This is a genomic window from Mesorhizobium sp. BR1-1-3 (assembly GCF_020165455.1).
Classification (GTDB): Bacteria; Pseudomonadota; Alphaproteobacteria; order Rhizobiales; family Rhizobiaceae; genus Mesorhizobium; species Mesorhizobium ciceri.
Window position 1 is genome coordinate 419,344 of record NZ_JAIUIC010000005.1, and the last position, 26,341, is coordinate 445,684.

Here is a 26,341-nt window from a genome sequence, read left to right on the forward strand (position 1 = left end):
GGGTTGCTGCCGGGCGATCTGCCTCGCAAGCCTCACGAACCGCCGTTTTCATGCGGTTTCCGATCCAACTTCTTGTCCTCGCCTGCCTCCTGGTTGGGACCGTACCCGGCCTGACCATCGGCCCGTTCCTCCACACCGCCGTCACCTCCGTCCTAGGACCCGCGATGCCACAGTATAGTCTGGCTATCTGGCACGGGTTCACAATTCCTCTGTTCATGAGCGTGTTGGCCCTTGCCGGTGGCGCAATCCTCTATCTGCTGCTGAAGAACTATCTGGCGCGGTGCGAGGACGGCCCGCCCTACTTCAGCTGTCTCAGCGCGACTTCGAGCGTGTGCTGATGGCGGTCTCATGGAGAGGTGCCCGCTTCATCGTAAGCGTCGCCATGGACCAGGATCATGACCATCGCCCTTCTATCAGCAGGAACACCTCGCGCGCCCGCTCGCCGGGCACGTCAGCTTCGGCGAGCAGGTCGCCAAGTGCTTCTCCATCAGCGCCTTGTGCTGACGCGCCATCGAACGCGCGGGATGCCCCGAGAGATGGGCAAGCTCGATTGCCAGCCGCGTAATCCCGACCCCGCCTAAGGTGGCTTGGACGACCATGTGGCCAGTCCACCGAAGAGCTTGTCGACCAGTTGCTCCGCACCTCCTGACAGGTCGATGCCGTCCTTGCTGTGGTAGTAGAGGGTCTTCTTGGTGACGCCAGCGGTGCTTGCGGTCTCGTCCATGCCGACGCGAAAGAATCCCCGGCGGCGAAAGGGCTTGAAAGCCACCTGCAATATCGCTGGCCTGGTCTGGTCGGAGGATCGGCGCACGGAGCTAACGCCGATGAATGTATACTCGATAATGAGTTCATATCCGTGCGGTCTCGACATTCAATGGACCAGCGATTGTCTAATATTCGTTGGGAGCCGAGAAAGGACAGGCTGATCACCGCAGTGCCCGATCTCCAACAATTCACGGAAGCCACAACCCTGGGCGACCGGACCAAGGCTTCACCGGCGCCTGCGCTCCTGACCTGCATGAGGACCTCTGTCAGGTGACCCGCCGCCGCGTTCCGCGAGCCTTTTTCGACTGTGTCGAGGCCGGCGCCTATTCCGGACAGACGCTGCGCGCCAACAGCGCCCGATCTGGAGCGCCTGACGTTTCGCCAGCGTTTGCTGGTCGACGTCTCGCGACGGGACACTGGAACAACTATCCTCGGCTAAAAGGCATCGCTACCAATAGCATCGGCACCGATCGGCATTGGCGGGATGCAGTGGGAGATTCTCGCTTGCCGCGCCGCACAGGCTGCCGGTGTCCCCTACACGCTCGGAACGATGGCGATCTGCTCGATCGAGGACGTTGCAGAGGCCGTCGATAAGCCGTTCTGGTTCCAGCTCTATGTGATGAAGGACCGCGACTTCGTGCGTTCGCTCGTCGAGCGCGCAGCGGCTGCCCGCTGCAGCGCGTTGGTGCTCACGGTCGACCTGCAGGTGCTGGGACAGCGCCACGCCGACATCAAGAACGGGCTCTCGGTTCCGCCGTCTCTGACCGTGCGCAATCTTCTCGACATAGCGACCAAACCCGGTTGGGCCTGGCGAATGCTCACCGCCAAGCGCTAAACGTTCGGCAATCTCGCCGGCCATGTGAAAGGCGAGCAAGGCGTCAAGGAACTGGGGGACTGGGTATCGCATCAATTCGATTCCACGCTCAACTGGCAAAACGCGAGTGGATCGGGAGCATCTGGCCCGGCAAGCTCATCCTCAAGGGCATTCTCGATGGACGATTCACGTACTGGCAGCAAGGCCGGTGGGACCGCGATCGTGGTGTCCAATCATGGCGGCCGGCAGTTGGATGGCGCGCCCTCAACGATCTCGAAGCTGCCGAAAATCGTTGAAGCGGTAGGCTCCGAAACGGAAGTGCTGTTCGACGGCGGCGTGCGGTCCGGCCAGGCGTCTGGGGCCGGCGGAGAGTCCGGTGGCGACCACCATCGAGATCCCTCGCAAGGAACCGTCCGTCACCATGGCGCTGACCGGCACAAGACGTATCGATGAAGTCGACGAGCGGGTGCTGGATTAGCGAAGCTTGGCCGGATGGCGGCCGTCGCGGTGGTATCCGCCGCCGCCCCTCACGTCGCGACGACTGCCACTGTGTGGCACCGAGGAGAAGGCGGCCCCGGCCAGCCGAAGGATTGCGCACAATTTCGGGCCTACGCCCTGTGCGGCTGCTTGCCGCCCATGCCGTGGGGCGACTCGGCTGCCTCGGCACAACGTTTCTGGCAGGCGACGTCGTCCGCCATAAAGCGATCGAGAGCGGCGCGGAATTCTTCGTCGCGTCTGCGCCTCTTACCAGTTTCTCCGCTAGGGATGGATGAGGTCGGCCGCGCGCTCGCCAATCATAATTGCCGTCGCGTTGGTGTTGCCGGCGATATGACGCGGGAAGATCGAGGCATCCGCGACCCAGAGCCCTTCGGTGCCCCGTACGCGAAGCTGCGGGTCGACGACTGCGCTTTCGTCTGGTCCCATCCGGCAAGTGCCCACCGGATGCAGGAACGGCACCGTGGCCTTGCGCGCATAGGCTTCGTCCGCCGCAGGCCCCGCGCCTTCAGCCGGCACGTCGATGAGTTCGCGCACATGGCTGCCGAACGGGGGCGTCGAGGCTAGCTTCCGTATCCAATCCAAGCCGCGCAGCACACAGGCAATATCGTGTGGATGGTCGAGCAAGCGCGGATAGATTGCCACCGACTGTCGCGGGTCGCTGGAACGAAGCTCGAGGTAGCCGGTGCTTTTGGGATAGTTGACGTTGGCCAGGATGGTAACAAGGTTGCGCGTCGGCACGTGCAAACGGCCGTTGTCGTTGAAATATCCGAAGGGGAAGAGATGAAACTGGAGGTCCGGCATTTCCCTGTCCGGCGTGGATTTCAGGAAGGCGAGCACCTGGGCAGTGGGCACGCTCAACACGCCGTTTCGCGAAAGGATCCATTCGGCGAACGCTTTTGCCCGTCCGATCGGCGATGCAAAGGCATTCCCCGTCTTGACGTCCATCTCCGCACGGGCATAGAGGCCCGGATGTTCCATCAGGTTGCGGCCGACCTCGGGCCTTGCGACCCGCACGCCAATCCCATGGCGGACCAGTTGGTCCGGATCGCCGATGCCCGAGAGCATCAGTATCTGCGGCGAGTTGATGGATCCGGCTGACAAGACTACGCCGCGCCGTGCCTTGGCTTGCATCTTCTGGCTGCCGCGCAGGATGTCGACGCCGATAGCCCGATTGCCTTCCAGCACGATGCGCTCAACCAACGCATCGTCCATGAATGTGAGCTTGGCGTCACCGAGGCGAGGCACGATGAACGCGTCGAATGCCGAATGACGAATGCCGCCTCTGGTGGAGCCCTGATTCCAAGCGACACCCTCGTGGGACCTTCCGTTAAGGTCGGCGTTCAGGGGCACGCCAGCATTCACGAAGCTGTCGATGAATTTGGCCGATAAGGGGTGCTTCCATCGCAGGGCTGATACACGTAACGGTCCCATGCCACCGCGATAGGCGTTATCCTTATCGTTATCGGCAGTCTCCATCTTGCGGAAATATGGCAGAACCGAACTCCAGCCCCACCCCTTGTTTCCCAACGCCTCCCAAGCGTCGTAGTCGGCAGCGGCGCCGCGAATGAAGATCATGCCGTTGATGGCCGAAGATCCGCCGGGCACGCGCCCTCGCGGCCACGATTCCCGCAGGCCGTTGCGGCTGGGATCCGGCTCAGTCACATAGTTCCAGTCGTAGCGGTTGTTACCGATCGTATACATGAGCGCAGCCGGTATGCGCGTAAGATGTAACTTCTCGCGCTTGCCCGCTTCAAGGAGAAGGACGCTCGCGCCCTTTTCGACAAGCCTTGCTGTAAGCGGTGAACCCGCACTGCCCGAACCTACGACGATATAGTCGAATTCCATGATACGCTTGCCTCATCGGGATTGCGGGGCACCGCGCCGGGGTTAGGGGGCCCGGCGCGGTCTGGGACTGCGCCCCTGTTACGGGCCGCTCAGATCGAGCGCGGGCATCAGCCTTGGGGCCGACAAGCCGGCCTCGACGAGATGGCACGCGGCATAATCCTCGTCGCGTCGTTTCAGCAGCGCCGGATCCTCCGTTGCGCAGCGGTCAAATGCGAACGGGCAGCGCGTGCGGAACGTGCAGCCGGAAGGAATGTCGATGGGGTCCGGCGGCTCGCCTTCCAGGAGATAGGTCGCCGCGTCGTAGGGCTTGTGCTCGATCGCCGGAACCGCACTGAGCAGTGCCCGCGTGTAGGGATGGCCGGAATCGAAGAAAGTCGCCTCGTTGCCGGCGAGTTCGGCGATGCGACCGAGATACATGACGGCCACGCGATTGCAGACGCGGCGCACCATGCTCAGATCGTGCGAGATATAGATGTAGGTCATGCCGTGGCGGGCCTGCAGGCGCTCGAAAAGGTCGAGCAGCTTGCCCTGTTCCACTTGGTCGAGTGCCGACAGCGTCTCGTCGAGGATCAGCAGTTCCGGGTCCAGCACCATGGCGCGGGCGATGTTGACGCGTTGCCGCTGGCCCGCACTGAGCCCTACCGGCAGTTTGTCCGTCAACTCGGGGCGCAACCCCACCTCGTTCATCGTGTAGGCGACCTTCTCGCCGATCTCCTTGGCGCTCATTCCGCCATGGATGCGCAGCGGTTCGGCGATCGTCCGGCCAATGGCCAAATGTGGCGGGATGGCGTTGTAGGGATCCTGCAGCAGGAGCTGGAACCGACGGCGCAGATCAAGCAGCTTCTTTCGGCCGAGATGCGCGATGTCCTGGCCCTTGAACAGGATCTGGCCGCGATTGGGTGCTTCGAGGCGGCTGAGTAGACGCGAAAGCGTCGACTTCCCGCAACCGGATTCGCCCACGATGCCGAGATTATCGCCTTTGTAGACATCGAAGGAGACGCCCCGGACGGCCTGGACGACCCGATACGCAAACAGCCTCTCACGGTCCTTGGTTGCGTAGGAACGGTAGACGTCGCGGACCGAAAGGATGATCTCGCGTGTGTCGTCCTTGGCCAAGGCCGGCGCGGCGGTGACCCGCTCAGCGTCCCAGATGCGCGGCACGCTCTTGATGAGGTTGCGCGTATAGTTGTGCTGGGGGTCGTCGATCAGTTTACGGGTCTCCTGGCACTCGACCACGCGGCCATCGGCGAGCACAAGGACGTTGTCTGCGATCTCGTTAACGACACCGAGCGCCGAGGAGACGAAGATGACCGCCGTGCGGAAATCGCGCTGGAGATCCCTCAGCAGGCGAAGAATCTGGGCGGCGACGGTCACGTCGAGCGGCTGCGTGATGTTGTCGGCGACGAGCAGGTCAGGGTTGGTGACCAGGGCATCGACGATCAGCACGCGCTGCATCATCCCGCCACTGAACTGGAAAGGAAATTCTTGGAAGCGCTGCGCTGGCGAAGGAATGCGGACCGCGTCGAGGACACGAAGCACGCGCGCCTTTGCTTCCGCCGTCGAAATGCCTGGCTCGACGGCGCGCAGCTTCTCGATGATCTGTTGTCCGACCGGGATGGTCGGATCGAGCGCGCTGCCGGGGTCGGAGCCAATATAGGCCACCTTGCGCCCTCGCAGTCTCTGCATCTCGGCGGGCGCGAGATCGAACAGGTTGCGGCCATGGTAGGCAATCGTCCCACCGGTCACGACCAGCGGCGGACTTATCCAGTTGACGAGTGCGCGCGACAGGACTGTCTTACCCGAGCCGCTTTCACCGATGATGCCGAGGACCTCGTCCTGGGAAACCGAGAGGTTGACGTCCCGAAGAACAGCGCGCCTTGCGCCGCCTTGCAGCGCTAGATCGACCGACAGGCCTGAAACCTCTATAATGCTGGCACTCTCCCCGCTCATACGACACCTTGGAGTAGCTTGTTGCGGGAGCGTTCAAGGGCCCCCCCCATGAGGTTGATGCTGCACAGCGATATCGCCAGCAGCAGGCCGGGAATGGTGGTGATCCACCACGCATTCAGGAGATACTTGGTGCCGTCGGCGATGATCGTCCCGAATGTAGGCGTGGGCGGTTGGATGCCGATGCCGATAAAGCCGAGGATGGCTTCGAAGATCATCATTCGCGCGACGTCGAGCACGGCGACGAACGCGATCGGCGGCAGGATGTTAGGCGCGATATGCACCAGCAATATGCGCAGGTCCGATGCGCCCAGGATTTTGGCCGCACGCACATATTCCTTGCGCCGTTCCGACATGGTGACGCTGCGCGCCACGCGGGCGTAGCCGGGCCATCCCGCGAGGATGAAGACGAGGATGACAGTCAGCGGCGTCGGCCGCGTTACGCCGAGGATGGTGATGGCCAGGATGATCACCGGAATCGACATTTGGGCATCGGTGATGCGCATTAGGATCAGATTGGTCCAGCCACCGACATAGCCGGCCAGCATCCCGACGGCCGAACCGAGCACGAACATGCCCACCACGCTCGTAATACCGATCATCAGCGCGTTCCGCAGGCCGATCAGCGAACGCGCGAGCAGGTCGCGGCCGAGCTGATCGGTGCCGATCACGTGAGGCCAGACCGAGCCTTCGGCAGGCCAGGGGGGCGAGAACTTCAGGCCGACATTGAACTTCGTCGCGGAAAGTCCGAGCAGGCCCGGCGCGGCGACCGAGAGCAGGATCACGGCGATGAAAATTACCGCCCCGACCCGGAACTCCGGCGTCTTGAAAGCCTGAAGGAAGATATTAGCGCCGAGGCTTCGGGCTTTTTGGGGAACGCTGACGTCCTCTTCGACGATGGTGTGTTCGGACATCAGTACTGGAGCCTTCTGTCGATCGTGGTCGAAGCGAAATCGACGAGGATGTTCACACCGACGAGCCCGGCGCAGGCGAAGATCGCGATCGCCTGGATGATCGGGAAATCGCGCTGGAACACCGCATTGATCATGAGCAGGCCTATCCCCGGATAGTTGAAGAGGTATTCGACGACGAACAGCGAGCCGAGGATCAGTCCGACCGCCTGGATGCCCAACACGTTCAGAAGGGGTATCCCGGAGTTACGCAGAACATGCGCCGAGATCATGCGCCGTCGCGTCAACCCGCGGATTTGGCCAACATAGACATAGGGCTCGAGGAGGTTGGAGGAGACCGAAACCGAGAGCGACCGGACGATGATCGGGATCAGTTCCACCGCCAGGACCAAGGCCGGCAGGATGGCATAGGTCCAGTTCTCGTAGCCGATTGCAGGCAGCCAGCCCGTCTTGGCCGACAACAGATAAATGAACACCAGTCCGAGCCATACATTGGGCAGCGAGACGAGGACCGAACTCAGGTAGAGCGCGAATCGGTCGGGCGCCCTGCCCGCGTTAAGGCCCGCCCAGATGCCGAGCGGAACCGCGATCGACAGTGAGATCAGGAAGGCAAGGCCCGCAAGCAGCAGGCTGTAGGGCAAAGTCGCGCCGATCAGCTCGATGACCGGCGCCCGGTTGCTGGCATCGAAGGTTGATTCGCCGCGTGAGCCTCCAGTGCTGCCGCCCTGGGCGCTGCGCACGAAGGATCGACCGAAATCGCCGCGGACGATCTGGGTCATATACCGCCCGAACTGGACGATTATCGGATCACGCAGGCCGAGCTCCTTGGCCGTCTGCTCCGCCACGGACTGCGAAACCATCGGGCCGAGCATCAGCCGCACTGGGTCGCCGGGCACCACCCGTAGCAGGGTGAAGATCAACAGGGCGATGCCCGCCACGATAATCACGCCTTGCGCGAGACGGCGAACGAAGAAGTCTATGGCGAAAAGCATTTCGGCAGGCTCACAAAGGAGCAGCGCCGCCGCATGGCGACGCTGCTGGCCAAGGGTTAGACGAGATCCGCCTTCGATAGGTCGATCGGCCCGTAGGGCAGATAGACCGCGCCTTCGAGGTTCTTGGCGGCGCCGTGGAAGGTGAGCGCAGAAAACAGGGAGAAGCTCGGGACTTTTTTGGCCATCGTCGGGAAGGTCTCCTCGGTGAGGATCTTCAGCCGCTGTTCCGGATTGGGCGCGTTGCGCTCCTTGTCCAGGACCGCGTCGATCTCGGGATCGTTGATGCCTGAAATCAGCGCCGCGCTGGAATGCCAGTTGGGCCGCAGGACGAGGTCCGGCTCAGGCGATGGCGTCATCCAGCCGACGTCGCACATATGGCCCTGGCCTTGGCCGTCGGCGCGGCGATAGATCGCCACTTCCCAGGCCGCCGGCTCGAGAACCGTCAACTGGACATTGAAGCCCTGCTCCTGGAGCATCGCGGCGATCAATTCGCCATACTCCTTGGTCTTGGGATAGAAGCCGATCGATGTGATATATTCGAGCTGCGGCAGCCCCGCCCCGTTCGGGAAGCCAGCTTCGGCAAGCAGACGCTGCGCTTCCTCGGGATTGTAGTCTGGATATCCCTTGATGTCGGTAAAGCCGAACTTCATCGGGGAGACGTAACAGCTTGACTCGAGCGCCGCTTCACCCATCAGTTCGAGAATCTGCTTGCGGTCAATCGAGTGGCATGCCGCCAGGCGGATGCGCGGATCGTCGAAGGGCGCCTTGTTGCAGCGAAAATGCAGATATTTGTTCTCGGTCGTGAGACCCTTGCGAGTGGTGACCTTCGGATTTCCTGCGAGAGATGCGTACTGTTCCGGCTCGAGACGTTCGGCGATGTGGTACTGGCCGTTCAGGAGGCCGAGAACCCGCGTGTTGGCATCCGGAACATAGGCATAGACGACCTCATCGATCTTCGGACGCCCGCCGAAGAAGTCGTCATATGCGTGAAGAATATTTTTGTCGCCGTTGGTCTCGACATACTTGAAGGCGTTCGTGCCGTTCGGACGCTTTTGCAGAATCTTCGGATCAGCAACATCCTTCGCAGAGAGGATCGGGATGACGCTTGAAATGAACCACCAAGCCGATGCCGGATAGCCGTGCTTCTCGGTGTGCAGTCGCACCGTAAGGCGATCGACGATTTCTACATCGACCTTTCCGGGGCAAAAGGAAGCGGCCGGGCGGGCCGGGTCGCAGGAGTATTCGAGCGTCGCCTTGACGTCCTCGGCGCTGAATTCCTTGCCGTCGTGAAATTTCACGCCGTCGCGCAGCTTGAATTCGAACGTGTTGGTGTCGATCAGCTTCCAGCTTTCCGCCAGCGCGGGTTCGAGCAGGTCCGCCTCGCCGTCCCGCATCGGGGCACGCGTCAACGCATTGAAGACAAACTTTTCGAAATTGCCCTGACCGAGGGTCGTGTGGGAAGTCGGATCCCAATTACCTGTGACGGGTCCCATGGACGCGAGCACGAGTGACTTCTTGCCCTGCGCATTGGCCGGCACGGCGACCTTGCCGAGCACGCCGGCCACGCCAAGCGCTCCCGCGCCAACCATAATGTCTCTACGCGTAATCATTGATCCTGTTCCCCTTTTTGACCTTCAGTTGTGCTGCAAACGGACGGTTTGTTTCGATGGCCGGTCGATGCCGCCCCAATCAGACGTACTCAATGGTTTGCCGCGCGGTATGGCGCGCGTCGCCCCAATGCTGGACGAACCCTTACCGCCCAGAACCCTGAACGGCTGAGGACGCGAGATCCGCGTCTGACCGATTTTGCCAGTCTCTCAAATTACACAAATCGGTCAAAACGACCAATATCGGCACATCAGACTTGGGTCAAGGCCCCGATCGGCTCTGCTGTGAAAAATCAGATTTCTTTGCAAACCCCTGAAACGGAAAGGTTCGCTGACGCATCTGCTGATTTGACGGATTTAAGTTGGATTTGACTGGTTTGCCGATGTGGCCTAGCTTGACGCGAGAATTTTTGCGTCCCTGGACGCAAACGGCTTGGTCGTAGTGTCCGGCGCGGCCGGAATTAACTAAGGTCGGCAATGACTCAAATGGTTACAGGCAGATTCGGTCCATGAGATTTTCGGGGTTTCGGCAGGAAAAGATTCTCGAAATACTGCGCACGAATGAGCGCGCGAGCGTCAATCTGCTCGCCGATCGCCTCGAAGTCAGTCCGGAATCCATCCGACGCGATCTGCGATTACTCGAAATGAATGGCTTTGCCCGGCGCGTCTATGGGGGCGCGGTACTCACGCCGGCCGATGGCGACAAGCCGTTCGGCGAGCGCAACCGGGTCAATGCGCCGGAAAAGAACCTGATTGCCGAAAAGGCCGCCAGCTTGGTCCAGAACGGCATGAAGATCTTCGTCAGTTCGGGCACCACTACCCTGGCCTGCGTGAAGCACCTTCACAAGCATCAGGACCTGACGATTTTCACGAACTCCATCGCGATCGCGGCGCATTTCTTCTCCCACGGCTGGGGCACCAGCGTGCGCGTGCTGGGTGGTCCAATGGTGCCGGAATATCAGGCAACGTTCGGGCATTCCACCATCATGGCGCTGAACGGACACCGGTTCGATCTCGCTTTGATGGGCGCTAGCGCCGTCCACGTCGACCACGGCTTCATGGGCTTCGGCGAGGACGAGGTCGCCCTTCACGACGAGGCAAGGCGTCAGGCCGGCACCACCGTCATGGTGGCCGACCCATCGAAGTTCGGGCGCTTCGGCTCGGTTCGCGCCTTCGGGCTCGGCGACGCCCACCATGTCATCACAACTAAAGGCGTCGGCGAAGAATTCGTCCAGCGCTTCGCCGAACTGGGCGTCGACCTCATCCGCGTTTGAGAGCGCCTCGGCGCCGATAGGACAAGTCGGCACTTTACTCAGGCCCGCATAGATATAGCATTGCGTTTCCTGCTAGCGCGCCTCCCCCGCTCCCTTTCGTGGACCGGCCGTCGCCGGCGGGTTGTGCTTACTTGGATTACATGGGTTCCGCTGCCTTCATGGAAATTGCTCTGTCGCGAAAGGGTTTGGCTCGCCGCATCGGCCCGATGGACGTTCATCGCCTCCGGGCCGCAACGCAAGAACTCCGCTCCCATGTAGCGGATGACCTCACGGTGCCCGACGACTTCTGTCTGGCAATGCCCGACCAACCCGCCTCCTCTGGTGCCGGACCGCAGCTGTGCGGATCGGCACAGGAGATGGAGCCTGGCATCCTCGTCCCGTCGCATCGCGGCGTGGACAGCACCCGCCTGCTTCTCTCGGTCGATGGCCAACATCCGTCGCTCCTGCTCAAAACCATCCAGCCCGACCAGCGCCGCTTCATCGATGCGGCCGCATCCTTCGATGCGCAACGCAAGGCGGCCGGCCTCAACTGCGCGCCCGAAGTCCTTGCCATCGATGCGCGGCGCGCGACCTGCATTATGGAATATCGCAACGGCTGGGCGACCGCCCGTGTCAGCGACCTGAAAAATTTGGACGTCCTCAATGACGTGATCGGCGTCAAACGCAAGATCCACGGTGGACCGCGCTTCACGATCCCGGTGTCGCCGTTCGACCGGATCCGCGCGCTGAAGCAGGAATGCGACCGGGCCGTGGCTCAGGCTCCGGCCGACCTTCCGGTCCTGTTCGAGCAAGTTTTGCGCTTTGAGCGCATGATCGCCGCGTCGGGGGTCGACAGTGTGCCCTCCCATGCCGACGGCATGGCCTCGAACATCCTCATCGCGCCGGATGGTCGGATCGAACTCGTGGATTTTGACGGCGCCGGCAACGTCGACCCTTATTTTGAGATCGGGATCCTGATCAACGAAGTTTTCGAAGACGAGAAGGATTTCCTCCCGGCCCTCGAAATGTTCGAAGGCACGGCCAGGCCGGCAAGTCTCCGTCGCGCGCGTCTCTACGCGATCGCCGACGATCTCGCATGGGGTCTCTGGGGTCTCGTCATGGACGCCACCTCGCAACGCAAAGATGTCGAGTTCTACCGATACGGGTTCTGGCGCTTCATCCGCTGCCGCGCCGCGCTCGGAAGCGTCGATTTCGGCTCGTATGCGAGAATGGTCTGAGAACCCTGTCATGGAACGGAAGTGCGGGGAAGGCCATTCACCCTCCGAGCGACAATTGGAGACAATGCTCTCCCTGGTCCCGACATGGCAGGGCAAGGATATCTATTACCGGCCGATCTTCGGCGGCTTCAGCAATTCCAATTGGCACATCAGGATCGGAGGTGAACGGCAGACCTTCTTCCTGAAGATGCCGGGCCCCGGAACCGAGAAGTTCATCGATCGCAGCGCTTCGCTCGAGGCAGGCAGGCGCGCGCACCTGCTTGGCATCGGGCCCCGCACCTACGATGATCTCAGTGACCGCGGCGTCGAAATCTGCGACTTCGTCGAGCGGTCGCGCCCCTGCACGACGCGCGACTTCCACTCCGCGGAGATCAGGACGCGCACCATCAAGCTGTTCCGCACCTTCAACGATTCCGCCCCCCTCGGCTTGACCAAGACCCTATTCGACATGATCGAAGAGCATATTATCCAGTTGCATGAACTTGGCGGCGTGTTCTCGCACGATTTTCCTGCCATCCATGCGCAGTACCTATCGGCGCGGGCCGCGTTGGAAGCGTCGGGCTTGGATATCGTCCCATGCTACAACGACCCGGCGCCTGCCAACTTCCTGCTGACGGAGGACGGCAGAATCGTCATCGTTGACCTCGAATACGCGTCGAACAACGACCGATGCTGCGATCTCGCCACCTGGTGCGGGGAAATGGTCCTGAGCGATGCAATGCAAGATGAGGCGATCGAATGTTATTTCGGTCGTGTCGAGGCCAGCATCAGGGCGCGCATGCTTGTCTACCAGATGCTGGGCGACCTGAAATGGTCGCTGTGGTGCATGATCCAGAACATAACCTCGAGCATCGACTTCGACTTCTACAAATATGGCGCCTGGAAGCAGATGCGCCTGCGCTCGACCCTTCGGAACCCGTATTGGGACCGCGCCCTCATGTCTCTGTAGGGGCTGCCACCTCCTGACTCGAGGCTCGGGCGTCTCGCGATGAGCCCTAATTTCGGAGCCACATGCCCGCGCAGCTACTTGCACCGTTTCGCCTGTCTCTCGATCCGGTCCGGCTACTGAGACCATCATTGCGTAGGCTGTGCCGTCGGACTGCCAGAAGACGGTCGGCACACCGCCCGTGGCCTTGGTCGGTGCCTGCGCTTCCCATCCATTGGAGCGACGAGTATGGTCCGGCCGACGCTTGGTATCGGTCACGACCAGGCTTTCCTTTCCTTCCAAAGCTGGACTTGGACGCCCACCCAACTGACGGGAGCGCCGGCATGCCGATATTCACAGCTCCGACCCCCCTAAACCAGCGCGCTCGCGGTTTTCGCCAGACAAGCAGGACGACCATAGCGGGCTCGCTGATCGCTGATCGTATGGATCGAAGCAAAGCAGCGTAGGTCCGCGCGGCTAAGACGGGTGAAATGATCGCGCCGGGCACGAGCATGGAAGCGCGATCGACCTTGGAAACAGCAACATGTTGAACGCCAGCGTCGACACGTCCAACAACGTGCCCCGGATCATCCAGGCACCGATGATCTTCTCCGTTTGCGATCAATAGGCGTTTGGAACTGTTGTAGATTTTTCTTTGAGGCGGATGTCGCGCGTGCGACGCGCCAGAAGTCGGTCAACTTCAGCAGTTACAGCAGGGTCATCCTGCTCGTCGAGGTGCACTCGGTGCGACAAAAATATCGGCCTCTAGAACCGCTTCTCCTAACGGTTCCGTCCGATCATCCGATCGTCGGGTAAGGCATGGATGCCGGAGCTATCCTGAAGATTTGATTTCTAACAGGTACCGATTGCCCATTGAGTTGGACGCCCTGCTTGGGCCGAAGGTCCTCGATAGGATGCCTTCCCCTAGGCTCGTCGAAGCTCTGACGGCGTAATGCCTTTGTACTGACGATATACACGGCTGAAATGGCCGGCATTTGGAAACCCGCACCTATAGGCGATATCTCCAATTTGGAGATCGCTCGTTTCCAAAAGCGTTCCTGCATAGTGCAGACGTATCGCGAGATATGCCACCATCGGGCTGGTTTGCACTTCCGTGGCAAATAAACGCTCAAGCTGGCGACGCGAAATCCCAAGCTTAGCTGCCAAGCTTTCTACAGTAATTTTCTCCTGCAGGTTGCTCTCCATCAGAAGTAAGGCTCGCCTTAAATGGCGACTCCTGGCCTTGGAGAAAAGCTCGCCGTTTGGCTGAACGTCCCGGCCTGTTCTGATTCTGTCGAGAATCAGTATTTTTGCAGCCTTCTCAGCAGCTCTATTGTCCACGTGCTTCGACACAAAGTGGCTTGCAAGATCGGCTGCTCCGGCGCCCCCAGCGCAGGTGGCGCGGTTTCCGTCGATCGAGAACAAGGTGTCCGCGTGCGCCCGAACATGAGGGAAAGTGTTCCGAAAATCTTTGATGTGAAACCAGCTCACGCAGGCTCGATAGTTGTCGAGCAGACCATAGTGCGCCAGTACGAAGCTCCCGGTGCATAAAGCCGTCAGAGGCATATCACGCTGTGCGGCCCGTCGGAGAAAGGCCTCCTTTTCGCCGCTGAGGTACTGCGTGCCGCTAAGCAATCCCCCCACAACGACGATATTGTCGTATTCCTGCGGATCGGTGATTTGCCTAGTGGGCAGTAACTCAACGCCGCAACTCGAGCGGATTGGAAGACCCTTCTCTCCAATAATCTGCCAGTCGAACTTCCCACGCCGGCTGCGGTCGTCATCATCGCCGGCGAGGCGCAGTGTGTCGAGGAACAGCGACAGTGGGGAAAGCGTAAAGTTTCGGGCGAGCAGGAAGCCAAAACGCAATACCAATCCTCCTATTCCCCAGGAAGGATGTGGCCGGCGTCGGCGCGCCACGACACCCAGATCGTAGCGCCGGGCATTAAATTCAGTTGCTCCAACTCGTCATGGCTCTTTTGTGCCTTGAGTTCGATGCCATCGACCCCTTCGAGATGGATGACGGCGGTGGCACCGACAAACTCCTCGCCAACCACTGAGGCGCGCATCGCGTTGCTGGTAGCCGGCTGGCGGTTGTTCAACTGCACGCGGTCACCCGACACGACGAACGTCGCCTTGTCACCCTTAGCCAATGCCTTTGCCGGGTTCGGCGCGACGTCAAACTCGCCAGATGGCGTGGCGATCCTGACGGCATCGCTGGTGACCTCGGAGACCTTGCCGGCAAAGACGTTCGATGAGCCCAGGAATTCCGCGACGAACCGTGTGCGCGGAGCCCGGTAGATTTCCTGCGGATTGCCGATCTGTTCGATACGACCACGGCTCATGATGACGACCCGGTCGGCCATCGAAAAAGCCTCGGACTGGCTGTGTGTCACATACACAAAGGTAATGCCTAGTTCCTTCTGCAGGTTCGACAGCACGGTCTGCATGCGAACCTTGAGATGGGCGTCGAGCGCCGATAGCGGCTCGTCGAGCAGCAGGATCCCCGGTTCCGTCACCAGCGAACGGGCTAGCGCCACGCGCTGGCGCTGCCCCCCGGAAAGGTGCGCAACGTTGCGTTGGGCGAATTCTGTGATTTGCATTCGCTCCAGCCATTTGTCGACGCGCCGGGTGCGCTCCGCCTTGCCGACGCCGCGCATTCGCAGACTGAACTCGACGTTCTCGCGCACGGTCAGGAAGGGGAACAGCGCCAGACTCTGCCACACCATTGGCGTGTCGCGACGCCAGGTCGGCAAATCGTTGATGCGTTTGCCAGCCAAGCGGATTTCGCCCTCGGTCGGCGCCTCGAGTCCGGCCAACATCCTGAGCGTCGTCGTCTTGCCGCAGCCACTCGACCCCATGATGGCCAAGAACTCGCCCTTGCGGATATCGAGATCCATGCGTTCGACGGCGACGAAGGCGCCGAACCTTTTGACCACGCCGTCAAAGACGACGAGAGCTTCTTCGGTCATGTCTGGGTCTCCGCTTTGCCGCCACCGATCTGGGCGACGTTGCGTTTCATGAGGAGGAGTTGAGCGAGGACCACCAGGGTCATCGAAGCCAGGAAGACGAAGGTGCCGATGACGTTGATGCGCGGGCTGACCTGGCCCTGCAGGAAGCCGAGAACCTTGACCGGCAGCGTTTCGTGCAGCCCGGATACAAACCAGGCGACGGCAAATTCGTCGAATGACACTGCCATGGTAATGAAGAGTGCGGCGAAGATCGCTGGCCGGCAGAAAGGGACGATCACATGCCGCATGGCCATCCATTCGGAGGCGCCGAGGTTCCACGCCGCCGCTTCCAGCGAGGGATCCATCTGCGACAGGCGCAGGCGGCATATTGCCATGGCGAAGGGAGCGCACATCACGACATGGGCAATGATGACGGAGTGGATTTCACCCGACAGACTGACGTTCGACAGGAACGCCAGCATGGCGAGGCCAAGGATGACCACAGGTATGGTTGGCGGCAGAAGCGCCAGCGCCACATAAAGCGGCTTGCCCAAGAATTTGTAGCGGAAATCGGTATAGGCGGCGCCAAACCCGATCGCAGTTGCCAAGACCGAGACGGTGGCGCCGACGATCAAGGTGTTGCGCAGGCCCTCCCAGACCAGCGGGTCGGCGTAGACAGCCTCGTACCAAATGGTTGAGAAGCCACCAAGCGGCAGCGACGGGAAGCGGTCGACATTGAGCGAAAAGACGAAGCTTGCCGCGATTGGCGCGAAGATGAAGGCGAATGACATGACGATGTAGAGTTTCAGCGCCCAGTCGACCAGCCGGCTGCGGTTCAAGTCATTCATCGTCCGCGCTCTCGGTAGGCGAAGCTCACGGCCGCGAACGCCACCGCAAGCAGCGTCGCAATCATGGTCAGGGCGATGACGGCAGCGCGCGGCCATTGCTGGCCAGACTTGGTCGTATCGGTGATCAGGATCGAGAGCGTTGGCGGATCGCCGCCGCCAAGATAAAGCGGGCTGACGAAATCACCGAAGGTGAGAATGAAGCAGAACAGCGCCGCGATCACCAGCCCGACCCTTGCCGCCGGCACGACGATCTCGAACACGGTGCGCAGCCGCCCGCAGCGCAGATTGTGGGCGGCCTCGATCAGCGTTCTGTCGACAAAGACGAGGCTGAACAATTGCAGAAGCACAACCAACGGGAAGCTCAAGGTCAGGTAACCGATCATGGTGCCGAACGTCGTATTCAGCATCCCGAATGGGCCGACGCCGACATGGGTGAGCAGTGCGTTGATGATGCCATTGTCGGACAGGAATATCTGCCAGGAATAGACGCGCACCAGATAAGAGGTGAAGAATGGTATGACCATCAAGAACACGGCCCAGCGCCGAGCCGTTTCGGACAGCTTGAAGGCGATGCCGTAGGCGCAAGGGAATGCCAGTGCGCTGGTGATAACCGCGGCGGTGGCGGATAGCCATAGCGTGCGGAAATACGCGTTCCAGAAGACGCCACGGCCAAGCATCCTTAGCCAGTTGTCCGGATTGAAATCCGGTTCCATACGGAAGTTTTTAACCGTCCAGAAGCTGAGAGCGATCAGAAAGACAAGCGGCGCCAGGAAGAACAGCACCTGCCAGACCAGCATCGGCAGCGAAAATGTCAGGCCGTAAAGTGTAATCGACTTTCGCATTGGCACAGGCCCCGCCCGATTGAACACGGCTCCTCCGTCCGCACGGTGCACGGCGAGGCCTCAAAGGGTGCCGGGCGAGCCTTCGAGCCTCGCCCGGCAGTTTCTGATCGTTACGATCCCTTGTATTCGGACCAGAAGTCGTTCCAGTCTTCAAGGCTCTGCTGAACTGGCAACTGGCGGTATGTGATACGCCCATCGCGGATCATGTCCATGACATTACTCTGGTTGAGCACCATGCCCTGGCGCTTGGCCTCCGCCGGCGTTTCGGTGGCCAAAAGCTCCCAGCCCTTCTTGTTCGGGATGAGGCACGGATAGGCTACCATGTTGGCAGACTTCACCTGGCCCTTGGCCGAGGTGATGTACTGGATCCATTTCTTCGCCAGATCGGCCTTCTGCGAGCCTTTGCCGATCGAGAAGGATTCGGTGAACTGCAGGCCGCCCTCTTCCGGAATGACGGTCCGCACCTTCGCCCCGCCCTTTTCCAGCGCCCCGGTGATCCAGTCGCCGATGCCCGCCATGGCCAGCATCTGTCCGTTCTGAAGCGACGAGAAGGTGCCGCCGTAGTCGAAGAAGCCGCCGATCTGGGGGCGCAGCGATTTCGTTTTATCCTGAACCGCGCTCCACGCCGCGGCGTCAATATCGTACGGCGAGGCGTTGCCCGTGAGCAGGCTGATCTGACCGAGATTGGGCAGGTGCCAATCGAAATGCCCGACCTTGCCCTTCAGCTTCTCGGTCCAAAAGACATTGTAGGTGGAGGCCTCCTTCTCGGTGATCGCTTCGGTGTTGTAGGCCACGCCAAGGAAGCCGAAACGGGTGATGACGGAATAGAGGTCGTCGCCCTGCCAGTGCCCTGGAAAATGCTGGAATTCGGGGAAGAATTCGTCGAACGGGTAGTCGGCGGGATCGAGTTTCTCGATATAGCCGGCCGCGTTGAGCTGCTGCACGTACTCGGCATCCGACAGGATGACATCGAATGTTCCGGGAGGCGATTGGGCGATCAGCCCGAGCATGTTGTCGCCGCCGGTGTAGTATTTGGGCTTGAACTTGACGTTGTTGGCGGCCTCGAACTCGGCGACGACGTCTGGCTCGGCGTGGCCATACCAAGCGAGCATATTGAGTTCGACCGGTTCGGCAAACGCCAACCGGCTGAGGAACGGCATTGCCAAAGCGCCACCACCCAGGATGCTGGCTCCTTTTAGAAGATCGCGGCGCGTGCGCACGCCGGACAAGCTTTTTTTGATTGTCATGGTTGTTCCCCTTGGCTTGTTGTCCAGCAAGGGTAGAAAGGGTTCAGCTATTTGGAAAATTAATTCTTATAATAAATGCATTTGCATCACTTATTGACGGTCCAACTCGATCGGCCGCCGGACCGGGTCGCCGGAGACGCCGGCTTCATCTAGACGCGCGACGATATGATTGACTAGCCTGATACCGGCATCGGACAAGCGCGGGTGCTTATAGAACAGTCCGACACGGATTTCAGCGAGCGCTGGAAACCCGTCCGTTTCGTCAAGAACGCGCATGCCAGGCAGCATCGTGTAGCGAGTGAGCGCGCTGACGCCAAGCCCATTCACCACGGCGTTCTGCAACCCCGCGATGCCGGAGCCCGTGTAGGCCACCCGCCACCGGATTTCTGCAGCATCGAGAGACTGGATCATGCGGGCGCGATAGGCACAACCTTCCGGGTGCGCCGCCAAATGCACCCCAGTTCCCAAATCGAAGCGCGCCCCTTCAGCAGCAGCCCAGATCGGCCGCTCGATCCACGAACGTGACAGGTACTGCGAACGCTCGTTGTTGACCATCGCGACAGCCAGATCGAGTTCGTCGGCGCGCAACCGATCGAGAATGTCGGCGCTCCAGCCGCAATGGATTTCAAGTGAAATCCCCGGATGCTGGCTGGTGTATTCGGTGATGACGCCCTGCAGGAAGGCCACCGCATAGTCATTCGGCAGGCCGATGCGCAACACGCCTGCTATCTTCGACCGGTTGAAATAGGAAGCGGCCTGATCGTTGAGCCGCAGCATCTCGCGAGCATAGCTCAGCAGCATCTCCCCCTCACTGGTCAGGAGCAGTGTGCGTCCCACCTGTTTGATGAGGGGGGCGCCGACCAGTTCCTCAAGCCGGCGGATCTGCAGAGAGATGGCCGGCTGGGTACGTCCAAGCGCGTCACCCGCCTTGGTATAGGCGCCAAGATCGATTACCGACACGAAGGTCCGCAGGAGGTCGGTCTGGAAGTTGATTATGTTGCGCATGGATTTATATTTCTCATACGTGGATCACGAATATAAATTTTCCATATCACGCTTGTCCCCACTAATCATCAGTCTGGATGGCCGAAATTGGGAGGATTGTATGTCGGATGCCACTGTTTTTGCGGCCGAACTGCCTTGGCCCGATTATGACAAAACGGTTCGCGGCGGCTCGGTGCCCATCCTCCTGCCGGTCGGCTCGATGGAGCAGCATGGCCATCACATGCCCATGCATGTCGACGTGCTGTTGCCCGTCGAATTCTCCCGACGCGTCGCCGGGAAAATCGGCGCACTGGTCGCGCCGCCCTTCACTTATGGCTACAAGTCGCATCAGAAGTCTGGCGGCGGCAATCACCTGCCGGGCACGACCAGCCTGGATGGTGCGACGCTGGTCGCAGCACTCCGCGACGTCATCAAGGAGTTCGCCCGCCACGGCGTACGCAAAATCTGTTTGATGAACGGTCATTTCGAGAACTCGTGGTTCATCGTCGAGGGCATCGATCTGGCCCTGCGCGAACTCGGCTGGGGGGGCATTGGCGATATGAAGATCGTCGTGCTGTCCTATTGGGATTTCGTCGATAAGGCGACCATCGCACGCCTTTATCCAGACGGGTTCGCCGGCTGGGACCTCGAGCATGGCGGCGTGCTTGAAACATCGCTGATGCTGGCGCTCTACCCGAACTTCGTTCATCTTGAGCGCGCCGTTGATCATAAACCGGCGAGCTTCCCGCCTTATGATGTCTACCCGCCCAAGCCTGAATGGACACCGCCGAGCGGCACACTGTCATCACCCAAGGAGGCGTCGAAGGCGAAGGGCGACATCCTGCTCGATGTTTGTGTAAGCGGCATCGTCAAGGCGCTGGAGGTCGAATTTCCGCGCTGAGGCGCCGTCGTGCGCACATTATGTGGAATGTACCGACAGAATTTCTGCCTTCCGACTTGTACATGGAGGCTGGAGGCCGGATGCGTTTGCGAGCGGCTGCCAGATGGTTGTGGCAGATGATCGTCGGCTATCCACAGCGCGGTGTTACAATTGAAATATGACGAAATGCCTGTCAGGTTTGCCGGCCAGGCGAAAACAGCTGCGCTTGGTGAAAGCACGGATGGCGATGGTCCGTGTCGACGTCAGTAGAAGCGACCGATACGTCGCAGACATGGCGATTGGCACGGACTCCATTTCCGTGCCTCTGTCCCTGTCAAAAAGCGAAGGTGCGCGCATATTTTGCGGCCGAAGAGAGCGCGCAGCCTATCGCAAACGCAGGAGATCGGTCTGAATCTTGCCGAAACGCGTACAGATGTATGGGCGGACAGGCACCATGCCGGTCGGGCACAGCGGCTAGAAGCGCCTGTCCCAACATGAGCCGATCATTGAGAACGACAAGGTGATTACTCAGAGATCATCGATGCTATTGGTTGGACGCGCGACACTTCTTCATGGACTGCACATCACTCGCGTCTCGCGCAGTTTTCTTAATCCCTGTTCCAGACTGAGGCACCACCAGACGAGTTGCGCCATGAAGGTACCAGGTAAGCCAGTCCGCCCGCTCCATCAGTACGGAAATGGCCAATTAGGCGGTGCCTGCGATATCTCCTCGCCGATATATTCAGGTGCACTCAAGCCAGAATCACTGCGCGTCACAAGGGTGTCTGACGTGAACACGCTTATCAGATAGATGGCAGATTCGTGGACGAGACCGTAAACGGGTGACGCTGAGTATGGGTCGGGCCGATTTGACCGGCCCGACACCCCACGATGCCACTCGTGCGGGATATAAAACACTTGGTCAGCCGCCGACGATGTTGTGCTCCGGGCCGAAAGGAAAGCCGGTGATGTTTTCCGCTCCGCTCTCCTTCACGAACAGGATGTCGTGTTCGCGATAGCCGCCGGCACCTGGCATGCCTTCCGGCAGCATCACCATCGGTTCCATCGAGACGACCATGCCGGGTTGCAGCACCGTATCTATATCCTCCCGCAATTCGACTCCGGCTTCGCGGCCATAATAATGGCAGAGCACACCGAAGGAATGACCGTAGCCGAAGGAGCGATACTTCAGCAGATCCCATCCCCGGTACATATCGTTGAGCTCGATCGCGATGTCCTTGCAGCGTGCGCCGGGCTTGATCAGTTCGAGTCCGCGGCGGTGGACGGCGACGTTCTTCTGCCAGATATCGAGACTGGCGTCGTCGACATGATCGCAAAACAGCGTGCGTTCGAGCGCCGTGTAATAGCCGAAGATCATCGGGAACGTGTTGAGCGACAGGATGTCGCCGGACTGCACGAGACGGTTGGTGACGGGATTATGGGCGCCGTCGGTGTTGATCCCCGACTGAAACCAGGTCCAGGTGTCCATCAACTCGACATAAGGATGGGATTTCGCGATCTCACGGATCATGGCGCTGGTTGTCGCGATTGCCACCTCGTGCTCAGGCACGCCGGCCTTCACGGCAGCCACGCAGGCAGCACCGCCGACGTCGCAGACCCGTGCCCCCTCCCGGATCAGCTTTTGCTCTTCCAGCGACTTGATGGAGCGCATCCACATCGACGGCTGAGCAACATCGACGAATTCGACGCCTGGCAGTGCCTCCTCAAGTTGACGGCGGAAGTCGAGGTTGACGTGGTCGAACTCGATGCCGATGCGCTTGGCGCCCGCAGCGAGTTGGCGCACTGCACGATAGAAATTGTCGCGGCGCCAGTCGGTGTAGGTGATGTTATCCCCAAAGCTGCGGCGGTATGGTTGGCCGCCGTCGATACCGGCAGAAATCGTGGTTGCCTTGTGGTGGTCGATTACCATGCCGTATTTGCGGCCGAAGTAGCAGTAGAGCCAGCCGGAATAATAGTTGATGCAATGGTATGATGTGAACAGCGTCGCATCTACATTGTGCTCGACCATCCAGAGGCGAATATCGTTCTGGCGCCGTTTCATTTCAGCTTCAGAGAACGGAGAATACTCCTTCTCGCCATTATGCCATGCCGTCACGTGTAACATGTCTTCAGTCATCGTGCTTTTTCCCTGCGAGGTTGATGCAGGAAGCTACGATCAAGAGGGCGTATCACGAAAATTTATTCACCTGATGGCTGCATTTTGAAAAATTATGGGATCACCAACCGCCTCAGGTATCCCCTCATATTCCACGTCTCATTTCTTGAGCGAGAGCCGACACCTTACAGTCCGCACCAAACCTGAAAGCTCATTTTGAGATGATGAACGTCTACGTCGTCGGGCGAGCCATGCCACGTTCACTGGCGCTCCTCCAAAAGACTCGGGGCATCCCCTCGCCCAGAATGATTTGAGCTTGGACCGACGTAGTGGTCGCCCAACTGAGAGGCGGAAGTTCCGGAGCCGGTAGATTGCTCACGGGAAGGTGATCAAGATACATCGTATTCCGATATTTTGCGCGAAACGATCGCCGATTTCGGGCGTTCGGAGACCATCACGGTTCTTTACGAGTTGGAAGAAAGACATGACTGTTGCCCATCATCACGCCAAAGCAGAAATCCGCAAAAGTCGGCGCGGCGTTTGGCTATCTCCGGATCCAGTCGGCAGCATGGTGGTGCTATGGCGATTAACGATCCTATAGGCGATCGGACAACACTTTGTAGCGGCCCTCGCCGACAATGTCGGCGCGGATAACATTCTCGACCTGAACGTATCGCAACCGCCATAAGCGCGGTGGCGAGATCGGCCCGAATGACACTAAGCAGGCACGTCATGTGGAGTTCAAGCGTGAATCGCGGAATAGCAATTACCCTGGTCGTCGTTGTCGTGGGAATCGCAGCATTTGTCGTCCTCCGGGGTGGTAGATCCACGGCTGGAGGTTCGGGTGGAGAAACGCCACACGCACTCGATCGTCGGCCCTAGCGTGGAATTCGTCGAACCGTCGCTAGGGCCTTCATCAGGTCGCGTTTCGATGCGGAAACGACAAACTCACACTTGATCAGGAGAGTGCGCGATGTATCGGCTCATGCTGTCAGCAATCATCGTTATCGTAGGAGCTGTCCTCGTCGTCGGGGGCCTCTGGTTGGCGGTCTTGGGCGGTAGCTGGTTCTATTTGGTGCTGGGTGCGATGCTCACCGCATCCGGGATTCTGATGGGGCGTCACAACCCAACTGGGGTGGGGCTCTACGCCTTGGCGACACTGGTCACACTCTGCTGGGCGTTGTGGGAAGTCGGCTTCAACTGGTGGGCCTTGGCGCCTCGGGGCGGGCTGTTGCTGGTCATAGGGGTTTTGGTGCTCCTGCCAGCCATCATAAACAAGCTCAACCGTTCTGAACGGGTGGCGACAGGTTCCGATCGTGCTCGCCCAGGTTTCGATTTCAACAATGCCGCTTTGACGGCGGTGATCGTGTTGGCGGCTGCTGCAGGCATCTATTCAATGTTTCAGGATCCGGAGGAGGTGACGGGGACTTTCGATCAGGAGCGCATGGCGGCGGTGGCGTCTTCAGACGACGGTACCCCGCCCGGACAATGGGTCGCCTATGGACGTAACTCGATGGGCCAGCGCTATTCGCCCCTAGCCCAGATCACGCCCCAAAACATCGGCAAACTGCAGGTGGCGTGGACATTCAAGACGGGGCAAATCCGCGGGCCTAATGACCCGCAGGAAACGACCTATGAGGTCACTCCGCTCATGGTGAACGACACGGTATACATCTGCACCCCCTTCAGCACTGTCATAGCGCTCGACCCAGTTACTGGCAAAGAGAAATGGCGGTTTGATCCCAAGCTAAAAGAGCCACCTCAGGCCACTACTCAACACATGACCTGCCGAGGCGTCGCGTACGAGGAGGTCACGCCGGCGGACCTGCCCCCGAACGTTTCACTCGCGCCGGAGGTTGCCGGGGCGCCCGCACAGGCTGGCGCCGATCTCCAGCAGAGCGTCGATGAAATCACAACGCAGGCCGCCGGGGTGCCGCAAAATGTGGTGACTGGACAGGCACAGCCTGGGGCTCCCAACCCGGTCGTCAATCGCGACCAGCCGCCAGCCAGCGTGAGCATCACCCGCGAATGCATGAAGCGGCTTTTCGTCCCCACATCGGATGGCAGGCTCATCTCGATCAGCGCCGAGACCGGCAAGATCTGTCCGGGGTTTGGCGGCGCTGACGGGACCGTCAATCTGTGGGCCAACATGCCCAACGTGACGCCGGGTTCTTTCTATTCGACGTCGCCTCCCGTCATCACTCACGATCTGGTCGTCGTTGCCGGAGCGGTCAATGACAACGTGGCGACCACTTCTCCATCTGGAGTGATCAGAGCCTTCAACGCCTATACGGGCGCCCTTGTCTGGAATTTCGACAGCAAGAATCCAGGTGCCACCGCTCCTATTCCCAATGGTCAGACCTATTCCAACAATGCTCCGAATTCATGGAGTGTCGCCAGCTACGACCCGAAGCTCGGATTGATTTATTTTCCGATGGGCAACGAGTCCCCGGACCAATTTGGCGCCAAGCGCGGACCCGAAACCGAGCGGTTTTCGTCTTCGATCCTGGCGCTGCATGCGGACACGGGTAAGGTGGCCTGGGTCTTCCAGACCGTCCATCATGACCTTTGGGACTACGACGTGCCGGCTCAGCCGAGCCTGGTCGATCTCACCGTGGGCGGACAGGACGTCCCGGCTCTGGTTGCGCCGACCAAGCAGGGCGAAATATTTGTTCTGAACCGCCTCACCGGAAAACCCCTTCTGCCCGTCCAGGAAGAGCCCGCCCCGCAAGGCGCTGTCGACGGAGATCACACCTCGCCAACCCAGCCCCACTCGGCGGTATCATTCCGGCCTAAGCCGTTGACCGGAGCGGACATGTGGGGCGCCACAATAGTAGATCAGCTCTACTGCCGCATCCGCTTTCGTCAGCTGCGGTATGATGGGGTATTTACGCCGCCATCCACGCAGGGCAGCATCGTATATCCAGGAAATTTCGGTGTCTTCAATTGGGGCGCGATCGCGGTTGATCCGCAACGAGATATTGCCTTTGCCATGCCGGTCTATCTGGCGTTCACGTCCCAGCTTCTACCCAGGCCGGACAACACAGCTCGTGTGGTGAGCAAGAAGAATGCGCCTGTGTTCAATGAAAATTTTGGCGCCCCCTACGCGGCCAAGATGGGCCCATTCTACTCGTTTCTAGATCTGCCATGCCAGCAGCCCCCTTGGGGATATGTCGCTGGGGTGGATCTGCGGACAGGCAAGACCGTATACCGCCATGTCAACGGCACGGTCCGGGACCTGTCGCCCATACCGCTCCCGTTCGAGATGGGAGTGCCAGGGATTGGTGGACCGATCATCACCGGGGGCGGTGTCGCGTTCCTGAGCGGGACGATGGACAACTACGTTCGCGGCTACGATCTTCGCACAGGACGCGAGATTTGGCGCCAGCGGCTGCCGGCGGGTGGGCAAGCAACACCGTCCACCTACCAGGCTACTGACGGTCGGCAGTATCTTGTCGTTGTAGCCGGAGGTCATGGGTCTACTGGCACCAAAGCAGGAGATTCGGTAATCGCCTACGCGCTGCCTCGCTAGAGCTTGGCTCAATGAGGCTAAACAGTGCGTTTTCAGAGCTAATCGGGCGAGCCGTATGCATATCAGTTACGGTGGGCGTCGAACCTCGTCGGCAGCACGGTTGCCCAAACCGCCGATCGACGCTCTCGATCCGATTGCGCGGTGTA

At 60.1% G+C, this 26,341-nt stretch carries 18 protein-coding genes and 2 pseudogenes; 7 read left to right on the forward strand and 13 right to left on the reverse strand.

Annotated features, from left to right (window positions below; all coding sequences use genetic code 11):
- Window positions 1-9: 9 nt before the first annotated feature.
- Window positions 10-364, forward strand: a pseudogene (locus LB559_RS33160) (monovalent cation/H+ antiporter subunit A); the annotation flags it as partial.
- A gap of 213 nt (window positions 365-577) precedes the next feature.
- Here LB559_RS33160 and LB559_RS14710 read toward each other — a convergent pair.
- On the reverse strand, window positions 578-769 hold the full coding sequence (locus LB559_RS14710) for a TetR/AcrR family transcriptional regulator (RefSeq protein WP_318014167.1): 192 nt from the start codon (window positions 767-769) through the stop codon (window positions 578-580).
- A gap of 245 nt (window positions 770-1,014) precedes the next feature.
- Here LB559_RS14710 and LB559_RS14715 point away from each other — a divergent pair.
- Window positions 1,015-2,057 (forward strand): annotated as a pseudogene (locus LB559_RS14715) (alpha-hydroxy-acid oxidizing protein).
- Between the two features lie 281 nt (window positions 2,058-2,338).
- Here the strand turns inward: LB559_RS14715 and LB559_RS14720 are convergent.
- The 5 genes from LB559_RS14720 to LB559_RS14740 all read right to left on the reverse strand — a co-directional run bounded on the left by LB559_RS14720 (window position 2,339) and on the right by LB559_RS14740 (window position 9,382).
- Entirely contained in the window at window positions 2,339-3,922 is a 1,584-nt protein-coding gene (locus tag LB559_RS14720) for a GMC family oxidoreductase (protein ID WP_224674364.1), read from the reverse strand.
- Window positions 3,923-4,000: 78 nt separating this feature from the next.
- Window positions 4,001-5,872 (reverse strand): ABC transporter ATP-binding protein, encoded by a 1,872-nt coding sequence (locus LB559_RS14725; protein ID WP_224674365.1) that lies wholly within the window; start codon window positions 5,870-5,872, stop codon window positions 4,001-4,003.
- The gene (locus LB559_RS14730; RefSeq protein WP_064994905.1) at window positions 5,869-6,783 is read right to left on the reverse strand and encodes an ABC transporter permease; all 915 of its coding nucleotides are present in this window, start codon (window positions 6,781-6,783) and stop codon (window positions 5,869-5,871) included. Before LB559_RS14730 ends, LB559_RS14725 begins: the two co-directional genes overlap by 4 nt.
- Window positions 6,783-7,772: an ABC transporter permease gene (locus tag LB559_RS14735; protein ID WP_064994904.1), complete on the reverse strand. Its 990-nt coding sequence runs from the start codon at window positions 7,770-7,772 to the stop codon at window positions 6,783-6,785. The genes LB559_RS14730 and LB559_RS14735 overlap by 1 nt, the downstream gene beginning before the upstream one ends.
- A gap of 56 nt (window positions 7,773-7,828) precedes the next feature.
- Window positions 7,829-9,382 carry an ABC transporter substrate-binding protein gene (locus tag LB559_RS14740; protein ID WP_064994903.1) on the reverse strand — a complete coding sequence of 518 codons (1,554 nt, stop codon included), beginning with the start codon at window positions 9,380-9,382 and terminating at the stop codon, window positions 7,829-7,831.
- A 506-nt stretch (window positions 9,383-9,888) separates the two neighbouring features.
- On the opposite strand from LB559_RS14740, the gene LB559_RS14745 reads away from it, so the two are divergent.
- The 3 genes from LB559_RS14745 to LB559_RS14755 all read left to right on the forward strand — a co-directional run bounded on the left by LB559_RS14745 (window position 9,889) and on the right by LB559_RS14755 (window position 12,819).
- Window positions 9,889-10,653, forward strand: coding sequence for a DeoR/GlpR family DNA-binding transcription regulator (locus LB559_RS14745; protein WP_064994902.1), 765 nt, complete (start codon window positions 9,889-9,891; stop codon window positions 10,651-10,653).
- A 140-nt stretch (window positions 10,654-10,793) separates the two neighbouring features.
- Complete coding sequence (locus LB559_RS14750; protein WP_224674366.1) at window positions 10,794-11,870, forward strand: phosphotransferase; 1,077 nt, start codon at window positions 10,794-10,796, stop codon at window positions 11,868-11,870.
- 64 nt (window positions 11,871-11,934) lie between these two features.
- Window positions 11,935-12,819 (forward strand): choline kinase family protein, encoded by an 885-nt coding sequence (locus LB559_RS14755; protein WP_224674367.1) that lies wholly within the window; start codon window positions 11,935-11,937, stop codon window positions 12,817-12,819.
- 900 nt (window positions 12,820-13,719) lie between these two features.
- On the opposite strand, the gene LB559_RS14760 is transcribed toward LB559_RS14755, so the two are convergent.
- The 6 genes from LB559_RS14760 to LB559_RS14785 form a co-directional block, all read right to left on the reverse strand.
- A complete protein-coding gene (locus tag LB559_RS14760) occupies window positions 13,720-14,664 on the reverse strand; it encodes a GlxA family transcriptional regulator (RefSeq protein ID WP_224674368.1) in 945 nt (314 codons plus the stop codon).
- An 11-nt stretch (window positions 14,665-14,675) separates the two neighbouring features.
- Window positions 14,676-15,695, reverse strand: a complete 1,020-nt coding sequence (locus LB559_RS14765; RefSeq protein ID WP_263499053.1) for an ABC transporter ATP-binding protein — start codon at window positions 15,693-15,695, stop codon at window positions 14,676-14,678.
- 68 nt (window positions 15,696-15,763) lie between these two features.
- Entirely contained in the window at window positions 15,764-16,594 is an 831-nt protein-coding gene (locus LB559_RS14770) for an ABC transporter permease (protein WP_084016098.1), read from the reverse strand.
- Window positions 16,591-17,436: an ABC transporter permease gene (locus tag LB559_RS14775; protein WP_224674370.1), complete on the reverse strand. Its 846-nt coding sequence runs from the start codon at window positions 17,434-17,436 to the stop codon at window positions 16,591-16,593. Before LB559_RS14775 ends, LB559_RS14770 begins: the two co-directional genes overlap by 4 nt.
- Before the next feature lie 110 nt (window positions 17,437-17,546).
- Window positions 17,547-18,683, reverse strand: a complete 1,137-nt coding sequence (locus LB559_RS14780; RefSeq protein ID WP_064994896.1) for a spermidine/putrescine ABC transporter substrate-binding protein — start codon at window positions 18,681-18,683, stop codon at window positions 17,547-17,549.
- A gap of 90 nt (window positions 18,684-18,773) precedes the next feature.
- Window positions 18,774-19,688: a LysR substrate-binding domain-containing protein gene (locus LB559_RS14785; RefSeq protein WP_064994895.1), complete on the reverse strand. Its 915-nt coding sequence runs from the start codon at window positions 19,686-19,688 to the stop codon at window positions 18,774-18,776.
- On the opposite strand from LB559_RS14785, the gene LB559_RS14790 reads away from it, so the two are divergent.
- Entirely contained in the window at window positions 19,678-20,568 is an 891-nt protein-coding gene (locus tag LB559_RS14790) for a creatininase (protein WP_224674371.1), read from the forward strand. The two genes, LB559_RS14785 and LB559_RS14790, sit on opposite strands and share 11 nt — an antisense overlap.
- A 901-nt stretch (window positions 20,569-21,469) precedes the next feature.
- On the opposite strand, the gene LB559_RS14795 is transcribed toward LB559_RS14790, so the two are convergent.
- Window positions 21,470-22,684 carry a M24 family metallopeptidase gene (locus LB559_RS14795; protein ID WP_224674372.1) on the reverse strand — a complete coding sequence of 405 codons (1,215 nt, stop codon included), beginning with the start codon at window positions 22,682-22,684 and terminating at the stop codon, window positions 21,470-21,472.
- Window positions 22,685-23,636: 952 nt separating this feature from the next.
- Here LB559_RS14795 and LB559_RS14800 point away from each other — a divergent pair.
- On the forward strand, window positions 23,637-26,195 hold the full coding sequence (locus LB559_RS14800) for a membrane-bound PQQ-dependent dehydrogenase, glucose/quinate/shikimate family (protein ID WP_224674373.1): 2,559 nt from the start codon (window positions 23,637-23,639) through the stop codon (window positions 26,193-26,195).
- Window positions 26,196-26,341: the final 146 nt, after the last annotated feature.

Coding starts and splice junctions, on each gene's coding strand:
- LB559_RS14720 (WP_224674364.1), bottom strand. CDS start 3,922: ATGGAATTCGACTATATCGTCGTAGGTTCGGGCAGTGCGGGTTCACCG.
- LB559_RS14725 (WP_224674365.1), bottom strand. CDS start 5,872: ATGAGCGGGGAGAGTGCCAGCATTATAGAGGTTTCAGGCCTGTCGGTC.
- LB559_RS14730 (WP_064994905.1), bottom strand. CDS start 6,783: ATGTCCGAACACACCATCGTCGAAGAGGACGTCAGCGTTCCCCAAAAA.
- LB559_RS14735 (WP_064994904.1), bottom strand. CDS start 7,772: ATGCTTTTCGCCATAGACTTCTTCGTTCGCCGTCTCGCGCAAGGCGTG.
- LB559_RS14740 (WP_064994903.1), bottom strand. CDS start 9,382: ATGATTACGCGTAGAGACATTATGGTTGGCGCGGGAGCGCTTGGCGTG.
- LB559_RS14745 (WP_064994902.1), top strand. CDS start 9,889: ATGAGATTTTCGGGGTTTCGGCAGGAAAAGATTCTCGAAATACTGCGC.
- LB559_RS14750 (WP_224674366.1), top strand. CDS start 10,794: ATGGGTTCCGCTGCCTTCATGGAAATTGCTCTGTCGCGAAAGGGTTTG.
- LB559_RS14755 (WP_224674367.1), top strand. CDS start 11,935: ATGCTCTCCCTGGTCCCGACATGGCAGGGCAAGGATATCTATTACCGG.
- LB559_RS14765 (WP_263499053.1), bottom strand. CDS start 15,695: ATGGATCTCGATATCCGCAAGGGCGAGTTCTTGGCCATCATGGGGTCG.
- LB559_RS14770 (WP_084016098.1), bottom strand. CDS start 16,594: ATGAATGACTTGAACCGCAGCCGGCTGGTCGACTGGGCGCTGAAACTC.
- LB559_RS14775 (WP_224674370.1), bottom strand. CDS start 17,436: ATGCGAAAGTCGATTACACTTTACGGCCTGACATTTTCGCTGCCGATG.
- LB559_RS14780 (WP_064994896.1), bottom strand. CDS start 18,683: ATGACAATCAAAAAAAGCTTGTCCGGCGTGCGCACGCGCCGCGATCTT.
- LB559_RS14790 (WP_224674371.1), top strand. CDS start 19,678: ATGTTGCGCATGGATTTATATTTCTCATACGTGGATCACGAATATAAA.
- LB559_RS14785 (WP_064994895.1), bottom strand. CDS start 19,688: ATGCGCAACATAATCAACTTCCAGACCGACCTCCTGCGGACCTTCGTG.
- LB559_RS14795 (WP_224674372.1), bottom strand. CDS start 22,684: ATGACTGAAGACATGTTACACGTGACGGCATGGCATAATGGCGAGAAG.
- LB559_RS14800 (WP_224674373.1), top strand. CDS start 23,637: ATGTATCGGCTCATGCTGTCAGCAATCATCGTTATCGTAGGAGCTGTC.